This is a genomic window from Lactococcus sp. bn62 (assembly GCF_029492705.2).
Taxonomy (GTDB): domain Bacteria; phylum Bacillota; class Bacilli; order Lactobacillales; family Streptococcaceae; genus Lactococcus; species Lactococcus petauri.
This window is the reverse complement of sequence record NZ_CP120417.1, coordinates 1755270-1774229: the sequence shown is the minus strand read 5'-3', so window position 1 is coordinate 1774229 and position 18960 is coordinate 1755270. Positions and strand designations below refer to the sequence as shown.

The window sequence follows — 18960 nt, the reverse complement described above, 5'->3', positions numbered from 1 at the left end:
GTAAAGAAGAGTTATGCTGAGTTGAAAGCCTATAATTAAGGGTATGAAAAGGAATAGGGAGTAAGAAAATGTTATAATAAAGGGCACACATTTTTTATAGGATAAGAAAAAATTTTTTATGAAAAATAAAAGAGGAGGATAAAGAGCACGAGTAACCTGTTCAAGGAAATTATCATGAACTTGAAATATTAAGAAAAAGGTTTAGACAACGTGTTAAAATAATACTATGACAAAAACGAAAATCATATTTATGGGGACACCTCAGTTTTCTCAAACGGTTTTGCAAGGATTAATTGATAGCCAACGTTATGATATTTTAGCTGTGGTGACGCAACCAGATCGTAAGGTGGGACGTAAGCAAGAACTTCGACAAACACCTGTAAAAGAGTTAGCATTGAAAGCTAACTTGAAAATTTTACAACCAGAGAAATTATCTGGTTCACCTGAAATGGAAGAATTGTTAGCCTTTGGCGTTCAAGGTGCAGGTATTGTAACGGCAGCCTTCGGACAATTTTTGCCGGGGAAATTGCTTGATGCAATGGCTTTTGCGGTAAATGTTCACGCGTCTTTATTGCCTAAATACCGTGGCGGAGCACCTATTCATTATGCAATTATGAATGGCGAAAAAGAAGCAGGCGTGACCATTATGGAGATGGTTAGAAAAATGGATGCAGGCGATATGGTTGCAAAAGCTTCTACTCCGATTTTAGAAGAAGATAATGTAGGTACAATGTTTGAAAAATTAGCTGTTGTCGGTCGTGATCTTCTTCTTGAAACACTCCCTCTCTATGTTGCAGGAGAAATCAAGCCAGAAGCACAGGATGAAACGCAAGCTACTTTTTCGCCAAACATTAGTCCTGAAGAAGAAAAAATAGACTGGACAAAAAATAATCGTCAAATCTTTAATCAGATTCGCGGTATGAATCCTTTCCCTGTGGCACATACCACATGGAATGAAGGGCGTTTCAAAATCTACAATAGTCGTCCCATTGACACAGACAAACACGGACAGCCTGGCGAAATCATTGACAAAACAAAAAAATCGCTCGTAGTGGCAACAGGTTCTGGTGCCTTAGAACTTTTAGAAGTACAGCCGGCTGGAAAGCCCAAAATGGATATTGTTAGTTTCCTCAATGGTTTAGGACAGAAAGTAAATATAGGTGATCAATTTGGCAAGTAATGCAAGACAAGTCGCACTCGATGTGCTTAATGATATTTTTGGGAATGATGCGTATGCGAATATCGCCTTAGATAGAACGTTACGTGAGGTACAACTTTCGGACTTAGATCGTAATTTTGTAACGGCTTTGGTCTATGGTGTAGTGTCCAAGGAAAAACTTTTGGAGTGGTATCTAGAGCCTTTCTTTAAAAAACAACCGAAACCTTGGGCCAAGATGCTTTTGATAATGACTATATATCAAATCCTTTTTATGGATAAAGTGCCAACTTCAGCTGCGGTTGATGAGGCTGTTAAGATAGCTAAACGTAAGGATGGACAGCAAGCAGGAAACTTTATTAATGCTGTTTTACGTAATTTTATGCGGTCAGAACGCCGAAATGAAGAACCAAAAACTTGGGAAATCAAATATTCTATGCCGAAACTTCTTTTGGATAAAATGGTACGTCAGTTTGGTGGGAAACGTACAGGAATGATTTTAGAGAGCTTAGAAAAACCAAGTAAAGCCAGTCTCAGAATAATTGATCCTCAAGTTACTATTCCTGACACAGTTCCTTCAGAACTCTCGCCGGTTGGCCGTGTGGCAGACCATGGTAATTTTGCTCATAGCCAAGCATTTATTGAAGGAAAAATGACCATTCAGGATGAGACAAGTCAGTTGGTAGCCCCACAACTTGATTTAACGGGAAGCGAGCGGGTTCTTGATGCCTGTGCTGCCCCAGGAGGTAAAACAACACATATCGCTCAATATCTTGATACAGGACATGTTACAGCCTGTGATTTATACGATCACAAGCTAAAGCTCATTGAAGACAATGCGGAACGTCAAGGCGTGTGGGAAAAAATTACGACAGTCAAAGCCGATGCAACACAATTAGAAGAACGTTTTGCAGATGATGAGGACTTTGACCGCATCTTGGTTGATGCACCGTGTTCGGGTATTGGTTTAATTCGTCGCAAACCTGATATTCGCTATCGTAAAGAAAGCTCTGATTTTCTTAATTTACAGGAAATCCAACTAAGAATATTGGACAGTGCTTCGAAAAAGCTGAAGAAAAATGGTATAATGGTTTACAGTACCTGCACAATTTTTGATGAAGAAAACTTTGAGGTAGTCAATAAGTTCCTTGAGGCTCATCCAGAATTTGAACAGGTTGAAATTTTGCACGAAAAAGAAGATATTGTCACAGACGGTTGTATTTTCATTACACCGGAAATGTACCATACAGATGGTTTCTTTATTGCGAAATTCAGAAAACTTTAATTCTTTTATAAGGAGCAAAAGTGGAATATAGTATTTTATCAGACATTGGTATGAAACGTACTGCCAACCAAGACTTTGCAGGCACTTATGTTAACCGCGCAGGTTATCGTCTTTTTCTTTTAGCAGATGGTATGGGTGGTCACAAAGCAGGCAATGTCGCTAGTAAATTAACCGTAGAGGATTTGGGGAAATTGTGGTCCGAATCATTTTTTGATGATGGCACACCTGTTGCGACAATGGAAACATGGCTTCGCAATCAAATCCGTAATGAAAGTGAAAATATTGCAGATTTAGGTAAACTAGATGAATATCAAGGGATGGGAACAACTCTTGAAGCTTTAGTGATGCAAGAAGGACAAGTCATTTCGGCTCACGTTGGTGACAGTCGTACCTATCTCATTCGTGATGGACAATTGCAAAAAATTACAACAGATCATTCTTTAGTTCAAGAACTTGTTGATGCAGGTCAAATTACTGAAGAGGAAGCTGAAATACACCCTAACAAAAATATCATTACACGTTCTCTTGGCCAGTCAGCCGAAGTACAAGCTGATTTACAAGCTGTTGATGTTCAGCCAGGGGACTATCTGTTGATGAACTCTGATGGTTTGACCAATATGATTTCTGCTGAGGAAATTTTAGAAGTTGTTTATTCTGAGGCTAGTATTGAAGAGAAAACGGAAATACTTGTAGGTCTTGCAAATGAAGCAGGTGGTCATGACAATATCACAGTAATCTTGGTGAAAATTGACGAAGAGTCTGCAGTGGTGAATGAAGATGTGGAGGTTGACTGATGATTCAAATCGGAAAAATCTTTGCAGATCGCTATAAAATCATTAAAGAAGTTGGTCGTGGTGGTATGGCTAATGTTTATCAAGGTGAAGATACGTATCTTGATAATCGGCAAGTCGCTATTAAAGTTTTGCGTTCTAATTTTGAAAATGACAATATTGCCATTGCTCGTTTTCAAAGAGAAGCATTCGCAATGGCAGAACTTTCTCACCCCAATATCGTTAGTATTTCTGATGTAGGAGAGTCTGAAAATCAACAATATATCGTAATGGAATATGTTGATGGTATGACTTTAAAGCAATACATCAATGAACACGCCCCTTTATCAAATGATGAGGCAGTGAATATTACTTCAGAAATACTTTCGGCTATGGAATGTGCACATAACCATGGCATTATTCACCGGGATCTGAAACCGCAAAATGTGTTACTCTCACAAAGTGGTAACGTGAAAGTGACGGACTTCGGTATTGCCAAAGCCTTAACAGAAACGAGTTTAACACAAACGAACACGATGTTTGGTAGTGTTCACTACTTATCGCCAGAACAAGCGCGTGGTGCCAATGCAACGCTTCAGTCAGATATTTATGCTATTGGTATTATCTTGTTTGAGTTGTTGACAGGGCAGATCCCGTTTGATGGTGATTCTGCCGTAGCCATTGCCTTGAAACATTTTCAGGAAAATGTACCCAGCATTATCAACATCAACAAAAATGTACCTCAAGCGTTAGAAAATGTCGTAATCAAAGCAACAGCTAAAGATATCGACAATCGCTATGCGAATGTTGAGGAGATGATGACAGATCTCGCTACGGCTACCAGTTTGGATCGTAAAGGAGAACCGAAACTTACCTTTGATAAGGATTTAGATGCAACTAAAGCTTTGCCTAGTAAGTTAATTAATCCTTATGATACGAAGCCATTAATTGATCATCCGCAAGCTGAGCAAAAGGATGAAGCTAAAGATAAAGCGTCTGAAGATAAGGCAAAAACAGATTCTGAGCCAAAAAAGAAAAAATCACGCAAAGGCTTAATTGCTTGGATTATCCTTGCCCTTGTACTTATTGCAGGCGGCATCACAGCTTGGATGATTACAACACCTCAAAATGTTTCTGTTCCTGATGTGACAAATATGACACAGGCAGAAGCAGAAAGTAAACTGAAAGAGAAAAATCTTGCTGTAGGAAATATTATTCCCGAACTAAGTACGACGGTTGAAAAAGATAAAGTAACACGTACAAATCCTGAATCTGGATCAAATGTCCGAAAAAATAGCAAAGTAGATATCTATGTCTCACAAGGTGCAACCGGCTTCAAGATGGACGACTATGTAGGTCAAAAATATGAAGACGTTGTTGACGAGCTTGTTTTGAATAAAAATATCAGTAAGAGCCAAATTAAGGTTAACTACGTGACAAGCTCCGAAGATTCTGGCACTATTGTGAAACAAACGCCAGCTAAAGGAGAGTTTTTCGATCCGACAGGTAACGATCAAATTACATTTGATGTATCCGAAGGCGAGACAGTAATTATGCCTGCGCTTGCTCTTACTTCAGGTGGATTAAGCTCAACATCAGCAATCAGTTACCTCAATCAGCTTGAAAGTCTTGGTGTTCCTACATCCAATATAACTTTTGTTGATGCTAGCACGGCTAGCAAGGTTTCAAGTTCTAACCTCGATGGTTATTATGTAACACAGACCAGCCCTGAATCAGGAAAAGAATTTAATCCTTCAAATACAAAAATTACATTGACAGTGGCTAAAGCTAACAATAGTAATACTGGTGGCAATCAAACGTCAGAAACTACAACTGAAACAACTCCGGAAACAACACCAGAGACGACTCCAGAAACAACACCAGAGACTTCACCAGAACAAGGTAAAGACTCTTCCAACCAAGAAAAAGATTCTTCATCAAACAATGGAGACACGAATAGTACAACGGAACAAGCGTCTTGACACAAAAAAAACTTCCAGATATCTGGAAGTTTTTTATATAGTAAAAGAAAAAAACTGCCCAAAGGCAGTTTTTTCTGAGTCTTAACGACGAAGACCGAGTGAAGCGATAAGTTCGCGGTAACGTTGAACATCTTTTTCACGAAGGTAAGCAAGAAGGTTACGACGGTGACCGATTTTTTTCATCAATCCACGGTAAGTTGCGTGGTCTTTTTTGTGTGATTTGATGTGGTCGTTAAGGTGGTTGATTTCCCAAGTCAAAACAGCGATTTGAACTTCAGGTGAACCAGTATCGCCTTCAGTGCGCGCATATTGCTTGATGATTTCTTGTTTTTTTTCTTTTGAGATTGCCATGAGTTTTTCTCCTTTTTATTTAGTGCTCATACCGAGTAGAGCGCAGGCAAAGCGCAAAACCAAGAATGAGTTGTAAAAAACTACCTACTTATCTTACACTATTTTTAGACTTTTTACAAGCTTATTAGGTAACAAAAGCTGTTTTAGTTTAAGGTATTTTCTTTTTCAATCGTTGCAGTGATTGCATCAATTACTGTGGCTACAAAATGATTTTGTTCTAAAGAAACAACACCGGCAACAGTGGTCCCGCCAGGACTTGAAACTTTATCGACCAAAGTCCAAGGACCTTCACCTGATTCCAAAATCATTTGAGCAGAAGCTGCAACGGTTTCTGCAACGATTTTGGTAGCTTGATCTTTAGGAATACCATGAAGAACACCAGCTCGGCTCAAAGCATCAACAAACATATAGATATATGCAGGACTAGAACCAGCAATCGCTGTGAAAGTAGAAAAATCTTTTTCAGCAACTTCATGAACAGTACCGATGGAAGAGAAGATTTCTTGAGTCAACTGATAGATATCAGAACTTACATACTCATTACGTACAATCGCAGAAGTCGATTTTTGAATTTGTGCGTTAATGTTTGGCATTACGCGAATGATAGGAAAGTCATATGTTTTAGACATGTCTGATAAGGCTTCCAAATCGAAACCGGCTGCGATAGAAATAAGGGTTTTATCTTTCGTAAACAGAGGGGAAATTTCTTCCATGATGTCAGGCAAAATTTGAGGTTTGACAGCCATAACGATAAGATCAGATTGTTCAACGAGCTCACCATGTGAATGACTAGCAAACACACCCAATTTATCAGCTTGCTCCTGTGTCTTTCTCAAATCACGTCCCGAAATAAGCACGCGGACATTTGACTTATCAAGTCCAGTAATGATAGCAGATGCCATCTTACCGACACCTATAAAACCAATTGTTTTCATTTTATCTCCATTTTCTTTATAGTAGAACTTCCTTCATTTTAGCATATATTTTAGCATATTTATAGAAACAAAGACAATAATTAGAAATACTCTTAGAATGTGATATAATCGATGTATATTCTATTAGAAATTTAACAAGTTTTGGAGGCCATATAAAATGGAAAAATATGCAATTATACTCGCGGCTGGAAAAGGCACGCGCATGAAATCGTCTTTACCAAAAGTTCTTCACAATGTGGCAGGAAAAACAATGCTAGGTCACGTTTTACAAAGTGTGAATCAAGTGGATATGGAAAAACGTATCGTGATTGTTGGGCATGAAGCAGATAAAGTTATTGAAACTCTTCCTAAAGGAACAAACTTTGTGAAACAAGATGAGCAATTAGGAACTGGCCATGCGGTTCGTATTGCCTCAGATTTACTTGAAAATGAAGAAGGTGCAACTTTGGTTATTGCGGGAGATACACCTTTAATTACAGGCGAAACTTTAGAACAATTATTTGAGTATCATGTGGCGCAAAAAGCTACCGCAACTATTTTAACAGCTATTGCACCAAATCCTACAGGCTATGGACGTATCATCCGCGATGCTGAGGATTGTGTGGAAAAAATTGTGGAGCAAAAAGATGCTTCTGCAGAAGAGCAAGCTATTCAAGAAATTAATACAGGTACTTATATCTTTGATAACAAGGCTTTGTTCTCAGCGCTTGAAAATCTCACAACGGATAACGCACAAGGTGAATACTACTTGACAGATGTTATCGAAATTTTCAAAAAGCAAGGAAAAACTGTTACGGCCCATATTTTAGAAGACTTTGATGAAAGTCTTGGTGTAAACGATCGTGTTGCTTTAGCACAAGCAGAAAAAATTATGCGTCGTCGCATCAACCATCAACATATGGTTAATGGTGTGACACTTATTGATCCAGAAACAACTTATATTGATGCAGATATCGAAATCGGTGAAGAAACGGTCATTGAACCAAATGTACAAATTATGGGTAATACCGTTATTGGTAAGAAAACCTTGATTACAAGTGGAAGCCGCATTGAGAATTCAGAAATTCATTCTCATTGTGAAATCCGTTCGTCATGGATTGAAAGCAGTAAAATGAACATTATGAGTAATGTTGGACCATATGCTCACTTACGCCCAGGAACGGTTCTCAGCGAAAAAGTTCATGTGGGTAACTTTGTTGAAATCAAGGGCTCAACACTCGGTAAAGGAACAAAAGCCGGTCACCTTACTTACATTGGTAATGCAACAGTTGGTGAAAAAGTGAACTTCGGTGCTGGAACAATCACTGTAAATTATGATGGTCAAAATAAATACAATACGGAAATTGATGATTTTGCCTTTATTGGTTCTAACTCAACATTAGTAGCACCACTTCGTGTGGGTAAAAACGCCTTGACTGCTGCCGGCTCAACCATTACTAAGGATGTTGCACCAGAAAGTATCGCAATTGGACGTTCACGTCAAGTTGAAAAGTCAGGTGCTGCACGTCGCTTGCCGCATTTTCGTGGTGAGTAAAATATAAGAAAATAAAGATAACGGAGATAAACATGCGAGAATTTGACGAGAAAAAGTTTGAAGAACCCACTTTGTCTCGTGAGCAAATTTTTCACGGACAAATTTTTCGAGTGGTAAAAGACTTAGTAAGTTTACCAGATGAAACAATGGCAACAAGAGAGCTAGTTTTTCATAATGGTGGTGTTACTGTTGCACCAATAAGTGGAGATAAGCTTGTATTGGTAGGACAATATCGTAAAGCTTTTGAAAAATTTATTTATGAAGTGCCTGCGGGGAAACTAGAAGCCGATGAGTTGGATGACCCGAAAGCCGCCGCTTTACGTGAATTAGAAGAAGAGACGGGCTACACAGCAGAACAACTTGTCGAAATTACGAGCTTTTATGGTACACCTGGTTTTTCTTCTGAAAAAACATATCTTTATTTCCCTATTGGACTCACGAAGGTTGAAAACCCTCGTCCGAAAGACGAAGGAGAATTTCTTGAAATGATTGAAGTGACGCTTCCGGAAGCTAAGACAATGATTGAAGAAGGGCAAATTTGTGATGCTAAGACAATCATGGCTGTTTGGTACTGGGAGCTGAAAAATCTGAAAAAACAAGGAGATTTAGATGCCTAAACCACTTTTGACAGATGATATCATTGAGGATGCAGAGCGAAAAAGAAGACGTTTAGAGAGAAGTCTCAAAGAAGAATTAGAGCAAGATCGAGAAATATCAGAGAAATACGATAAACTTGAACGTGATTTATCAAAAAATGCGGTTTATAAAAGTCGCCGCATTGAAAATGCCAAGCAGAAAAAACGAAGTAGTCGTGTAAACAAATGGCTCCTTATTACTTCGCTTGTTGTAATTGGGATAGGAATTTTGTTTTTCTGGTACTATTTCTAAACGATATCTATACCTCACATATATGTGGGGTTTTATTTTAAACTTTTATACTATATAATGTACTTACCACAATGAAAGAAAAAGGAGAATAAAAATGAAATTAGGAATTATTTGTGCAATGGAAGAAGAGCTCCGTACTCTTGTAGAAAATCTTGACAATGCAAGTAAGATTACACGTCACGGTTATGTCTTTCATACCGGATCAATAGGTCGTCATGAGGTTGTACTGGTCCAATCAGGAATAGGTAAAGTGATGTCTGCAATGGCAGTTACTTTGTTGGTTGAAGTTTTTTCCGTTGAAGGGATTATTAATACAGGTTCTGCTGGTGCGGTTAATCACGAATTAAAAATAGGCGATGTTGTTGTTGCTGACAAGCTTGCTTATCATGATGTTGATGTTACAGCTTTTGGCTATGCTTTTGGGCAAATGGCGCAACAGCCGCTTTATTTTGAGAGCAGTAAATATTTTGTTTCAGAGCTTAAAAAAGCGATTGAGAATCCTGTTGTTGGTCTGATTACAAGCTCTGACAGCTTTATTTCTAGCGACGGCCGCATTGCTGAAATTAAAAAACACTTTCCAGATGTTTTGGCCGTTGAAATGGAAGGGGCTTCGATTGCCCAAGCAGCAACAGCCTTGAAAAAACCGTTTGTCATTATTCGTGCGATGTCGGATACAGCAAGCCACGATGCAAATGTGAAATTTGATGAATTTATTATTGAAGCTGGTCGCAAATCTGCCCAAACATTAATGAATTTTCTGAACAATATGGAATAAACGATAATTAGCTGACTTTTTCACCAGAAAAAGTTATAATAATAAAATCAATACATGGAAGTGGAGAAGAATGAAATGACTATTACTCAAGATTTCACACAAAAACTTAATGACAACTTTGCGGAAAACCCTAAATTTCGTGCTGTAGAGAATGCAGCGACGAAAAATGGGCTCCTGAATGCTTTGGAAGTTCGTAGCTCACATGCCAACAATATTCCAGAGTTTTCAATTGACCTTACCAAAGATAAAGTAACGAATCAAAAACAATCAGGTCGTTGTTGGATGTTTGCTGCTCTGAATACTTTCCGTCATAAAATGATTGGACAATTTAAGTTAGAAAACTTTGAACTGTCACAGGCTTACACTTTCTTTTGGGATAAATACGAAAAGTCAAATTGGTTTATGGAACAAATTATTAACCATGTAGATATGGACGATCGTCGCTTGAAATTTTTACTCCAAACACCACAACAAGATGGTGGACAATGGGATATGGTTGTGGCGCTTTTTGAAAAATACGGTGTTGTTCCTAAGGATATTTATCCTGAATCAGCAGCATCTTCTAATTCGCGTGAACTCAACCAGTATTTAGACAAACTGTTGCGCCAAGATGCTCAATTATTGAGAGAAGCACTGGCAAAGGGCGAAGATGTACAAGTTCTTAAAGAAGATTTGTTACAAGAAATTTTTAACTTTTTAGCAGCAACTCTTGGACTTCCTCCGCAACATTTTGAGTATGCATTCCGTGACAAAGAAAGCGCATTAGAAAAATTCTCAGGCACAGCCCAAGAATTTTATGCTCAATATGTAGATATCAAACTTGATGACTATGTTTCGGTCATTAATGCACCAACAGAAGATAAACCTTACAACAAATCATACACAGTTGAATTTCTGGGAAATGTGGTTGGAGCTCGTGATGTTAAGCACTTGAATCTTGACATGGATCGTTTCAAAAAACTCGCCATTGCACAAATGCAAGCAGGTGAAACAGTTTGGTTTGGTTGTGATGTTGGACAAGTTTCAAATCGTAAGGATGGTTTGTTGACTCTTGATGCATATGATTTTGAGACAGCGCTTGATATTCACTTTACACAGGACAAAGCCTCACGCTTAGATTATGCTGAATCTTTAATGACACATGCTATGGTTTTAACAGGTGTAGATTTGGATGAAAATGGAGCACCTACGAAATGGAAAGTTGAAAACTCTTGGGGGAAAGATGTTGGTAAGGAAGGCTATTTTGTGGCCTCTGATGCTTGGATGGATGAATATACCTACCAAATCGTAGTACGCAAAGATTTGCTCACTCCTGAAGAACTTGCAGCCTACAATGCTGAACCTCAGATCCTCTTACCTTGGGATCCTATGGGAGCTTTGGCTTAAAAGAAGAGAAGATGTCCCATATGGACATCTTTTTTGCTATAATAATATTATGGAAAATACGGATATCATATACGGCTTACACGCTGTAACAGAGTCACTCAATGCAGGAGTAGTCAATAAACTCTATGTCGAGGAAAAATTACGGGGTAAGAACGTTGAGAAAATCAAGGAACTTGCGCGTGAAAAAAAAGTAAACATCTCTTGGACACCTAAAACTGAATTAAATAAAATATCAGAAAACGGAGTTCATCAAGGTTTTGTTGCCCGTGTGGCAGAATTTGCTTATGCAGAATTGGCAACAATTTTAGCACAAGTTTCGGATAAAGAAACTGCGACAATTTTAATTTTAGATGAGCTGACAGATCCTCACAATTTAGGATCAATTGCCCGAACAGCAGATGCAACAGGAGTAGATGCGATTATTATTCCAAAACACCGCGCGGTAGGGATCACGCCAACAGCAGTAAAAGCAAGTACAGGTGCTTTGCAACATGTGCCCGTGGTACGTGTTACTAATCTTTCTCAAACGTTAGATAAACTAAAAGAAGCTGGTTTTTGGACTTTTGGAACCGACATGGACGGTACCACTTATTCTAAATGGAATACCTCGGGTAAAGTTGCCTTGGTGATTGGAAATGAAGGAAAAGGTATTGGTCAAAATCTGAAGAAACAAGTGGACGAGATGATTACTATTCCGATGGTTGGCCATGTTCAAAGTTTGAATGCAAGTGTTGCTGCCAGTATTTTGATGTACGAAATTTTTAGAAATAAGATGTAAGGGGAAAAAGATGACTTTTCGCATTGTTACTGATTCAACAGCGGATTTGAGTGAAGATTATTTACAAAAGTACGACATAGCTGTATTAGGAATGACTGTCACTATTGGTGAGCAAACCTATCCAACTATTGGCGAAAATAGCCTGAGTAATGAACACCTTCTCCGAGAAATTAAAGCAGGCAAAACTGTTCAAACATCACAAATTAATTCTGGCCAGTTTTCCGAGTTATTCAAAAAATTTATAAGCCAAAATCCAGAAGAAGAAATTGTGTATCTGGCCTTTTCATCAGGCTTATCAGGTACTTATCAATCTGCCGTTATTGCTCGAGAAATGATTCTAGAAGAATATCCGAAAGCTAAAATTACGGTAGTGGATACATTGGCCGCAGCTTCTGGAGAGGGTTTCTTGGTCCAAGAAATGGTGAATCTACGAGAATCTGGGAAGAGTTTGACAGAAGCGTTGCCTATTTTTGAAACACTTATTTTACGCCTTAAGAGTCTTTTCATGGTTGACGACTTGAATCATCTGGCACGTGGAGGACGTATTCCCAAAGCTGTTGCTATGGTTGGAACGATGGCCAACATCAAACCTCTCCTTACCGTAGATGCAGAAGGCAAGTTGACACAACTGACTAAAGTACGTGGCAAGAAGAAAGCAATAAAAAGTTTAGTTGACATGACACTTGAAGAGATGGACCCGGCTTATTCACATGTAATTGTGGCCTATTCTGGGAGCGAAGCCACTGCTCAAGAAGTGAAACAACTCTTCTTGGAACAACATGTTGACAAGGTTGACATCCGTCCTCTGAGTCCAACGATTGTCACTCATACAGGTTCTGGTACTTTGGCGATTTTTTCAATTACTAAAAAAAATAGAAAATAATATAAAAAATCACAGTTGAACTCTTGTTTTACTGTGATTTTGTGTTAAAATATAGAGTGAGTGTAAACTCGATAAATTGAAAATATGAATTGTGATATGTGAGGAAAGGGGTCGCTTTTATGCTAAAAAGTGGACTTTATACGGGCGTTGACATCGGTACAAATACTATTAAAGTGTTGGTTGCGGAGTACGTCTCAGACGAAATGAATATAATTGGCGTCGGTAATGCAAAATCTGACGGTCTAAAAAACGGAATTATTGTAGATATTGAAAAGGTGGCAACAGCTTTGCGCAAGGCTGTTAACGCTGCTGAAGAACGTGCGGGGATTACGATTGACAAAATTAATGTCAGTATTCCTGCCAATCAACTCGAAATGGAAAACTGCCAAGGCATGGTTCCAATTATCGGGACTTCAAAAGAAATTACAGAAGATGATGTAATGCAAACGGTGCAAAATGCATTGATGCGTGGTGTAGTTCCTGAACGTGAAATAATTTCTGTAGAGACAACTGAGTTTACAGTTGATGATTTCACAGGAATATCTGACCCTCGTGGGATGTTTGGTGTGCGTTTAGGTATGCGTGGTATCATTTATACTGGTCCAAAAACATTAGTACACAACATTCGTAAAGTTGTGGAACGTGCTGGCTTGATTGTGGATAATCTCGTGATTGCTCCGCTGGCTATGAGTCACTATGTACTTTCAGAAGGAGAACGTGAGTTTGGTACAGTAATGATTGATCTTGGTGCAGGCCAAACAACAGTTTCCGCTGTTCGTGATCAACAGCTGAAGTTTGCACATACAAGCCCAGAAGGTGGCGATTATGTGACACGTGACATTTCTACTGTACTTAATACTTCATTGAGTGAAGCAGAAGATTTGAAACTAAATTATGGTGAAGCAAGTACTGAGCGCGCCAGTCAAGAAGAATACTTCCCGGTTGACGTTGTTGGACAAACAGACCCAGAAGAAATCACAGAATATTACCTTTCACAAATTATTGAAGCACGTTTAACACAAATTTTTAACCGTGTGAAATCAGATTTGGAAAACACACGTTCATTAGATTATCCTGGTGGAATTGTGGTCCTTGGCGGAGCTGCGGCAATGCCTGGCACAGTGAATCTTGCAACAAAAGTTATTGGGATGAATGCACGTCTTTTCGTACCAAGCGAAATGGGCTTACGTAACCCAGCTTTCGCTCAAGTAATCAGTGTTGTCAACTACGTTGGTGAACGCACAGACATTGATCGACTTGTATCACAAGCCATTGCTTCTGACAGCACATATGTTGCTCCTGTTGCGCAATATGAAGAACCTGTTCTTCCGGCAACAGATACAATGGATTATGAAGAAAATAACTTCTACCAAACAGAAGCTCCAACTCGTCCAGTTGCTCAACCAGCAGCTGAACCTGAAGAAGAAAAAGAAGGTGTTGTGGATCGTATGCGCAACATGTTCTCAAACCTTTTTGACTAAAACGACTTAATAACGGAGAAATAAAACATGGAATTTTCATTTGATACAGAAATCGCTCAAGGCGCTGTAATTAAAGTTATCGGTGTTGGTGGCGGCGGTGGTAACGCAGTTAACCGCATGATTGAAGAAGGCGTTTCTGGCGTTGACTTTATCGTAGCTAATACAGATGTACAAGCTTTGCGCAGTTCAAAAGCAGATACAGTAATTCAACTTGGTCCAAAATTGACACGAGGACTTGGTGCAGGTGCACAGCCTGAGGTTGGTCGCCGTGCCGCAGAAGAATCTGCAGAAACAATTGCCCAATCTTTTGAAGGCGCAGATATGGTCTTCATCACTGCTGGTATGGGTGGTGGAACAGGAACAGGTGCTGCTCCTGTAATCGCTCAAATCGCAAAAGAAATTGGTGCTTTGACAGTTGCAGTTGTAACTCGTCCATTTGGTTTTGAAGGCTCAAAACGTAGCTACTTTGCAACAGAAGGCATTGAAGATCTTCGTGCAAATGTAGACACATTACTTATCATCTCAAACAACAACTTGCTTGAAATCGTTGATAAGAAAACTCCTTTGACAGAGGCATTGCGTGAAGCAGATAATGTTCTCCGCCAAGGTGTTCAAGGTGTTACTGACTTGATTACAAATCCAGGTATGATTAACCTTGACTTCGCTGATGTGAAAACAGTTATGGCGAACAAAGGAGATGCCCTCATGGGTATCGGTGTTGCAACTGGTGAAGATCGTGTCATTGAAGCAACACGTAAAGCGATTTACTCACCATTGCTTGAAACAACAATTGAAGGTGCTGAAAATGTCCTCCTTAATGTTACAGGTGGTATGGATATGAGCCTTATTGAAGCTCAGGATGCTTCAGAAATTGTTATTCAAGCTGCAGGTAACGATGTGAACATCTTGTTGGGTACATCTATTGATGACTCACTCAGTGATGAAATTCGTGTTACTGTTGTAGCCACAGGTGTTTCACAAGATGCAACTGATGAATATTTAGGAACATCTACAGCTCCAGTTGTAGATGAACCACGTCGTCAACCGAACTTTCAACATACTTCGATGAAACAAGCCTCAGCGCCAACTTCACGACCAGCACAAGCTTCACAGCCTTCACAAGCCCAACAAGCTCCTACACAAAAATCAGGATCTGCTTTTGGTGATTGGGATCTTCGTCGCGATGCTTCACCGCGTCAAAACGGAAATCAAAACCGTGAAAACTCATCGAATGTTACAAGCTTCTCAGGTATCCCATCTACAGATGAAGATATCGATACTCCACCATTTTTCCGTAAATAATGAGTATAGCAGAAAATGTTAAAAATATTTTGAACAAGGTAGATGTGGCAAAAGCTACATCTCCTTATTCAAATCAAGACGTTCAGGTGATTGCCGTAACCAAGTATGTCGATACTGCAAAAGCAGCACAAGTAGTTGAAGCAGGTATTCATCATTTAGCAGAAAATCGTACAGATTTATTTCTTGAAAAATATAAGGCTCTTGAAAACAAAGATATTACTTGGCATCTCATCGGAAATTTGCAACGCCGTAAAGTAAAAGATGTCATTAATTTAGTTGATTACTTTCATGCTTTAGATTCGGTCAAGCTTGCCAAAGAAATTGAAAAACGTGCGGAACATATGATAAAATGTTTCCTCGAAGTCAATATCTCAGGTGAAGAGACAAAACATGGATTTGCGCCAGAAGACATAGATCAAGCTTTAGCAGAAATCTCACAGTTAGATAATGTGGAAATTGTGGGCTTGATGACGATGGCGCCGATTGATGCTGATAATGAGCAGTTGGATAACATTTTCGCTTCGATGAAGCAATTGCAAATCGAAATTGCGGCTAAAGAAATTACTAATATTCCTTGTACTGAATTGAGTATGGGAATGAGCCGTGATTATACAAGAGCAATTCAACAAGGAGCGACCTTTGTTCGAATTGGTACAGCATTTTTTGAATAAAATTTGTATAGAATCTTAAGCATTGAAAACGGAGGGAAGTATGGCCTTAAAAGATCAATTTGATAAATTAAAAAAATTTTTCGAAGAGGACGACGATGAGTATGATGAACCCGTTGTAGCGGCACAAAAGCCACAACCACAACCGCAAAAGTCTTCAGCAGTAAACACAGAAAAGAAAGCCACAGGTATGAATCGTCCGGTTCAACCTCAAAGACAAGCGCAAGCAAAATCAACTGCTAAACGCCCAGCATCCTTTTCTTCAACAACAAATAACACTAAAACAACAGAGAAAAAAGTTCAAAAACCTATGATGAATCAAGCCACAACAAATGCAGGACAAGTTATTGCCATCAAAGAGCCACGTGCCTATTCTGATATTATGGAATCTGCGCGCATCGTTAAAAATGGAGAGTCGGTTTTGGTTAACTTCAAGTTTATGCCAGATAACCAAGCACGACGTTCAATTGACTTCTTGACTGGTGTTGTATTTACACTTGATGGTGATGTTCAAAATGTTGGCGGACAAATTTTCTTACTTACACCGGCGAATATCACAGTTGATGCTTCCCAAGAATTAAGTATCTTGGCAGGGCAAAACTTTGAGAACTTCGATATTTAATAAACTATGATTATATATATTTTAATTCGACTGATTGGTCTTTATACCTGGGTTTTAGTAGCTTATGCTCTGATGAGTTGGATACCAAGCCTTTATGATACAGCTGTAGGCCGTTTTATTGTCAAAATTTCAAGACCTTATCTGAGCTTATTTGAAGGTATTCCATTACGTTTTGCAGGATTAGATTTCACAATCGTGCTTGGTGTAATTGCTTTACAAGTTATTCAACAACTTCTTTTACGCTTCTTATGAGTCATGAAAATATATATCAACACTTTCATCCTGATGAAAAGCAATTTATTGATCGCGTCTTAGACTGGATGGATCGTGTGGAAAACAATTATTCTGTAGTTACTACTTATTTTCTAAATCCTAGAGAAGTTGAAATTCTCGAATCTTTAGCAAATAAGCGGGAACTTCAGATTTTTTCTACTCAGGATATTGCCCAGACCGAACTTACTAAGATTATTATTGCGCCTGAATTTTATCAGTTAGATGTCGCAGACTTTGACCTGGCGTTGTTAGAAATTTTATACGCTAAGAAATTTTGTCAACTCAAGCATTCCCAAATTTTGGGAAGTTTCTTAGGTCAAACGGGAATTCGGCGTTCAGAGCTTGGCGATATTATTTTAAGCGAAGGAAGGGCACAAGTTTTTGTTTCCAAACATCTTCTTGAAATCTTTCAGAATAATATCAAAAAAATTGGTTCTGCCACCGTACAATTTGTTGAAAAACCATTTGAAGAGCTGATAGAAACAGAAGCTGCCTCAGTAATGAAAGTAGTCTTAGTTTCGAGTATGCGTATTGACAAAATTATTGCAAGCACTTTCGAGATTTCTCGCAATCTTGCCGTAAATATGTTACAATCAAGAAAGGTAAAATTAAATTACCTTGAAATTGAAAAGAAAGATTTTACTGTCGAACAAGGAGATTTAATCAGTGTTCGTGGCCTAGGTCGTATTAAGATTCTAAGAATTTTAGGTGAAACCAAAAAAGGTAAACAGAAAATCGAATGTGAAATTACTAAGAATCATAAGAAAAGATAGAGTCTCTTGGGAGATTGGAGGTACTTATGGCATTAAATAGTTTAGATGTTCAAAATAAAACATTTAATACACAAATGCGTGGTTACAACAAACATGAAATTGAAGAATTTTTAGATATCGTTGTTCGTGATTACGATGAATTTGCACAAAAAATTAAAGATCAAGAGCGTGAGCTTAAGGCTTTACGTGAACGCGTAAAATATTTCGATGATATGAAAGATTCCTTGAATAAATCTATTGTCGTTGCACAAGATGCGGCCGACAATTTACGTGTTCAAGCACAGAGTGAATCAAACAGCATTATTGCTGAAGCTAGTCAAAAAGGTCAGCTCATTATTGAAGCCGCTAAAAAAGAAGCAGGAACAATCCTTAATCAAGCTTCGGATGATGCACGTCGCTTGGTTCGTGATACAGATGATTTGAAACGTAAAATGCGTCTTTATCACCAACGTATGACTTCAATCATTGAGGCTCAGTTGGCAAGTATTCATTCAGAAGATTGGCAAGATACTCTAGAAGCAACATCTTCACATATTACAAATCCTGAAGAAAAGCTTCAAGAAATTGTGGATATGCAGTTGAGTGATACATCTTTACAAGGAAATATCGCTAAAGATGAACCCGCTAAGGCTGAAGAAAACACTGTTGTAGAACCTACAGTTAAGGAAGAAACTGAAATTCCACAGACTGTGAAAGAAGTTTTGGCTCCTGCTCTTGAAGAGGAAACTCAAAAAATACCCTCAGAAGAAGGGAAAGTTGCAGAAACTGAAAAAAATGAAGAAACTTCTTATCCAGTTTTTCCAGAAATGCAAACAGAAGTTCCAGAAGTAGAAGTACCTGAACATAAATAATTTAATTTTAGGACAAGAAAAGAAAAATATATTTACAGCAAGTGAGAGTTGATGGAAGTCTCATATTCCCTGTTTTTCGGATTATCACCTAAATTATTCTAAGCCCAAGTCAAGTAAGTTTAGACGCTGTACACGTTACGTACGTAAGAGTTCTCACTTTTCGTGAGAAAAATTAAGGTGGTACCACGGTCTTTCGTCCTTTTTCGAAAGACCGTTTTTTATTATCATTCTTTCCGCTTTAGCGGATTAGAATGATAATACGCAAGA

The 18960-nt window shown here is 38.6% G+C and carries 20 protein-coding genes; 18 read left to right on the top strand and 2 right to left on the bottom strand.

Annotation, left to right across the window (positions count from 1 at the left end):
• Positions 1–226: 226 nt before the first annotated feature.
• Genes fmt through pknB form a run of 4 tightly spaced genes read left to right on the top strand, consistent with a single transcriptional unit; the run spans position 227 to position 5193 of the window.
• Positions 227–1180: a methionyl-tRNA formyltransferase gene (gene fmt, locus P3G65_RS09275; RefSeq protein WP_019292454.1), complete on the top strand. Its 954-nt coding sequence runs from the start codon at positions 227–229 to the stop codon at positions 1178–1180.
• Positions 1170–2441: a 16S rRNA (cytosine(967)-C(5))-methyltransferase RsmB gene (gene rsmB / locus P3G65_RS09270; protein WP_284071167.1), complete on the top strand. Its 1272-nt coding sequence runs from the start codon at positions 1170–1172 to the stop codon at positions 2439–2441. Before fmt ends, rsmB begins: the two co-directional genes overlap by 11 nt.
• A 20-nt stretch (positions 2442–2461) precedes the next feature.
• Positions 2462–3235, top strand: coding sequence for a Stp1/IreP family PP2C-type Ser/Thr phosphatase (locus P3G65_RS09265; RefSeq protein WP_017370557.1), 774 nt, complete (start codon positions 2462–2464; stop codon positions 3233–3235).
• Positions 3235–5193 carry a Stk1 family PASTA domain-containing Ser/Thr kinase gene (gene pknB / locus P3G65_RS09260; protein WP_019292453.1) on the top strand — a complete coding sequence of 653 codons (1959 nt, stop codon included), beginning with the start codon at positions 3235–3237 and terminating at the stop codon, positions 5191–5193. Before P3G65_RS09265 ends, pknB begins: the two co-directional genes overlap by 1 nt.
• A gap of 81 nt (positions 5194–5274) precedes the next feature.
• Here the strand turns inward: pknB and rpsO are convergent, their stop codons facing one another.
• Together rpsO and proC are read right to left on the bottom strand one after the other, a co-directional pair.
• Entirely contained in the window at positions 5275–5544 is a 270-nt protein-coding gene (gene rpsO, locus P3G65_RS09255) for a 30S ribosomal protein S15 (protein ID WP_017369110.1), read from the bottom strand.
• Between the two features lie 143 nt (positions 5545–5687).
• Positions 5688–6479 (bottom strand): pyrroline-5-carboxylate reductase, encoded by a 792-nt coding sequence (proC, locus tag P3G65_RS09250; RefSeq protein WP_017370559.1) that lies wholly within the window; start codon positions 6477–6479, stop codon positions 5688–5690.
• Positions 6480–6636: 157 nt separating this feature from the next.
• Here proC and glmU point away from each other — a divergent pair, with 157 nt between their 5' ends.
• The 14 genes from glmU (at position 6637) to P3G65_RS09180 (ending at position 18693) form a co-directional block, all read left to right on the top strand.
• Positions 6637–8013, top strand: coding sequence for a bifunctional UDP-N-acetylglucosamine diphosphorylase/glucosamine-1-phosphate N-acetyltransferase GlmU (glmU, locus tag P3G65_RS09245; RefSeq protein ID WP_017370560.1), 1377 nt, complete (start codon positions 6637–6639; stop codon positions 8011–8013).
• A 32-nt stretch (positions 8014–8045) separates the two neighbouring features.
• The gene (locus P3G65_RS09240) at positions 8046–8630 is read left to right on the top strand and encodes an NUDIX hydrolase (RefSeq protein WP_019292451.1); all 585 of its coding nucleotides are present in this window, start codon (positions 8046–8048) and stop codon (positions 8628–8630) included.
• Positions 8623–8901, top strand: a complete 279-nt coding sequence (gene macP / locus P3G65_RS09235) for a cell wall synthase accessory phosphoprotein MacP (protein WP_003133453.1) — start codon at positions 8623–8625, stop codon at positions 8899–8901. The genes P3G65_RS09240 and macP overlap by 8 nt, the downstream gene beginning before the upstream one ends.
• Before the next feature lie 94 nt (positions 8902–8995).
• A complete protein-coding gene (locus P3G65_RS09230; protein ID WP_017370562.1) occupies positions 8996–9676 on the top strand; it encodes a 5'-methylthioadenosine/adenosylhomocysteine nucleosidase in 681 nt (226 codons plus the stop codon).
• A 75-nt stretch (positions 9677–9751) separates the two neighbouring features.
• Positions 9752–11062 carry an aminopeptidase C gene (gene pepC / locus P3G65_RS09225; protein WP_019292450.1) on the top strand — a complete coding sequence of 437 codons (1311 nt, stop codon included), beginning with the start codon at positions 9752–9754 and terminating at the stop codon, positions 11060–11062.
• Positions 11063–11111: 49 nt separating this feature from the next.
• Complete coding sequence (rlmB, locus tag P3G65_RS09220; RefSeq protein WP_017370564.1) at positions 11112–11840, top strand: 23S rRNA (guanosine(2251)-2'-O)-methyltransferase RlmB; 729 nt, start codon at positions 11112–11114, stop codon at positions 11838–11840.
• A gap of 10 nt (positions 11841–11850) precedes the next feature.
• Entirely contained in the window at positions 11851–12723 is an 873-nt protein-coding gene (locus tag P3G65_RS09215) for a DegV family protein (RefSeq protein WP_017370565.1), read from the top strand.
• 119 nt (positions 12724–12842) lie between these two features.
• The gene (gene ftsA / locus P3G65_RS09210; protein WP_017370566.1) at positions 12843–14204 is read left to right on the top strand and encodes a cell division protein FtsA; all 1362 of its coding nucleotides are present in this window, start codon (positions 12843–12845) and stop codon (positions 14202–14204) included.
• Between the two features lie 27 nt (positions 14205–14231).
• The gene (gene ftsZ, locus P3G65_RS09205) at positions 14232–15506 is read left to right on the top strand and encodes a cell division protein FtsZ (protein WP_017370567.1); all 1275 of its coding nucleotides are present in this window, start codon (positions 14232–14234) and stop codon (positions 15504–15506) included.
• Positions 15506–16177 (top strand): YggS family pyridoxal phosphate-dependent enzyme, encoded by a 672-nt coding sequence (locus tag P3G65_RS09200; protein ID WP_017370568.1) that lies wholly within the window; start codon positions 15506–15508, stop codon positions 16175–16177. Before ftsZ ends, P3G65_RS09200 begins: the two co-directional genes overlap by 1 nt.
• Before the next feature lie 40 nt (positions 16178–16217).
• Entirely contained in the window at positions 16218–16796 is a 579-nt protein-coding gene (locus P3G65_RS09195) for a cell division protein SepF (protein WP_017370569.1), read from the top strand.
• Positions 16797–16802: 6 nt separating this feature from the next.
• Positions 16803–17048 carry a YggT family protein gene (locus P3G65_RS09190; RefSeq protein WP_003133468.1) on the top strand — a complete coding sequence of 82 codons (246 nt, stop codon included), beginning with the start codon at positions 16803–16805 and terminating at the stop codon, positions 17046–17048.
• Positions 17045–17842: an RNA-binding protein gene (locus P3G65_RS09185; RefSeq protein ID WP_017370570.1), complete on the top strand. Its 798-nt coding sequence runs from the start codon at positions 17045–17047 to the stop codon at positions 17840–17842. The genes P3G65_RS09190 and P3G65_RS09185 overlap by 4 nt, the downstream gene beginning before the upstream one ends.
• A 26-nt stretch (positions 17843–17868) precedes the next feature.
• Complete coding sequence (locus tag P3G65_RS09180) at positions 17869–18693, top strand: DivIVA domain-containing protein (protein ID WP_017370571.1); 825 nt, start codon at positions 17869–17871, stop codon at positions 18691–18693.
• Positions 18694–18960 lie beyond the last annotated feature (267 nt).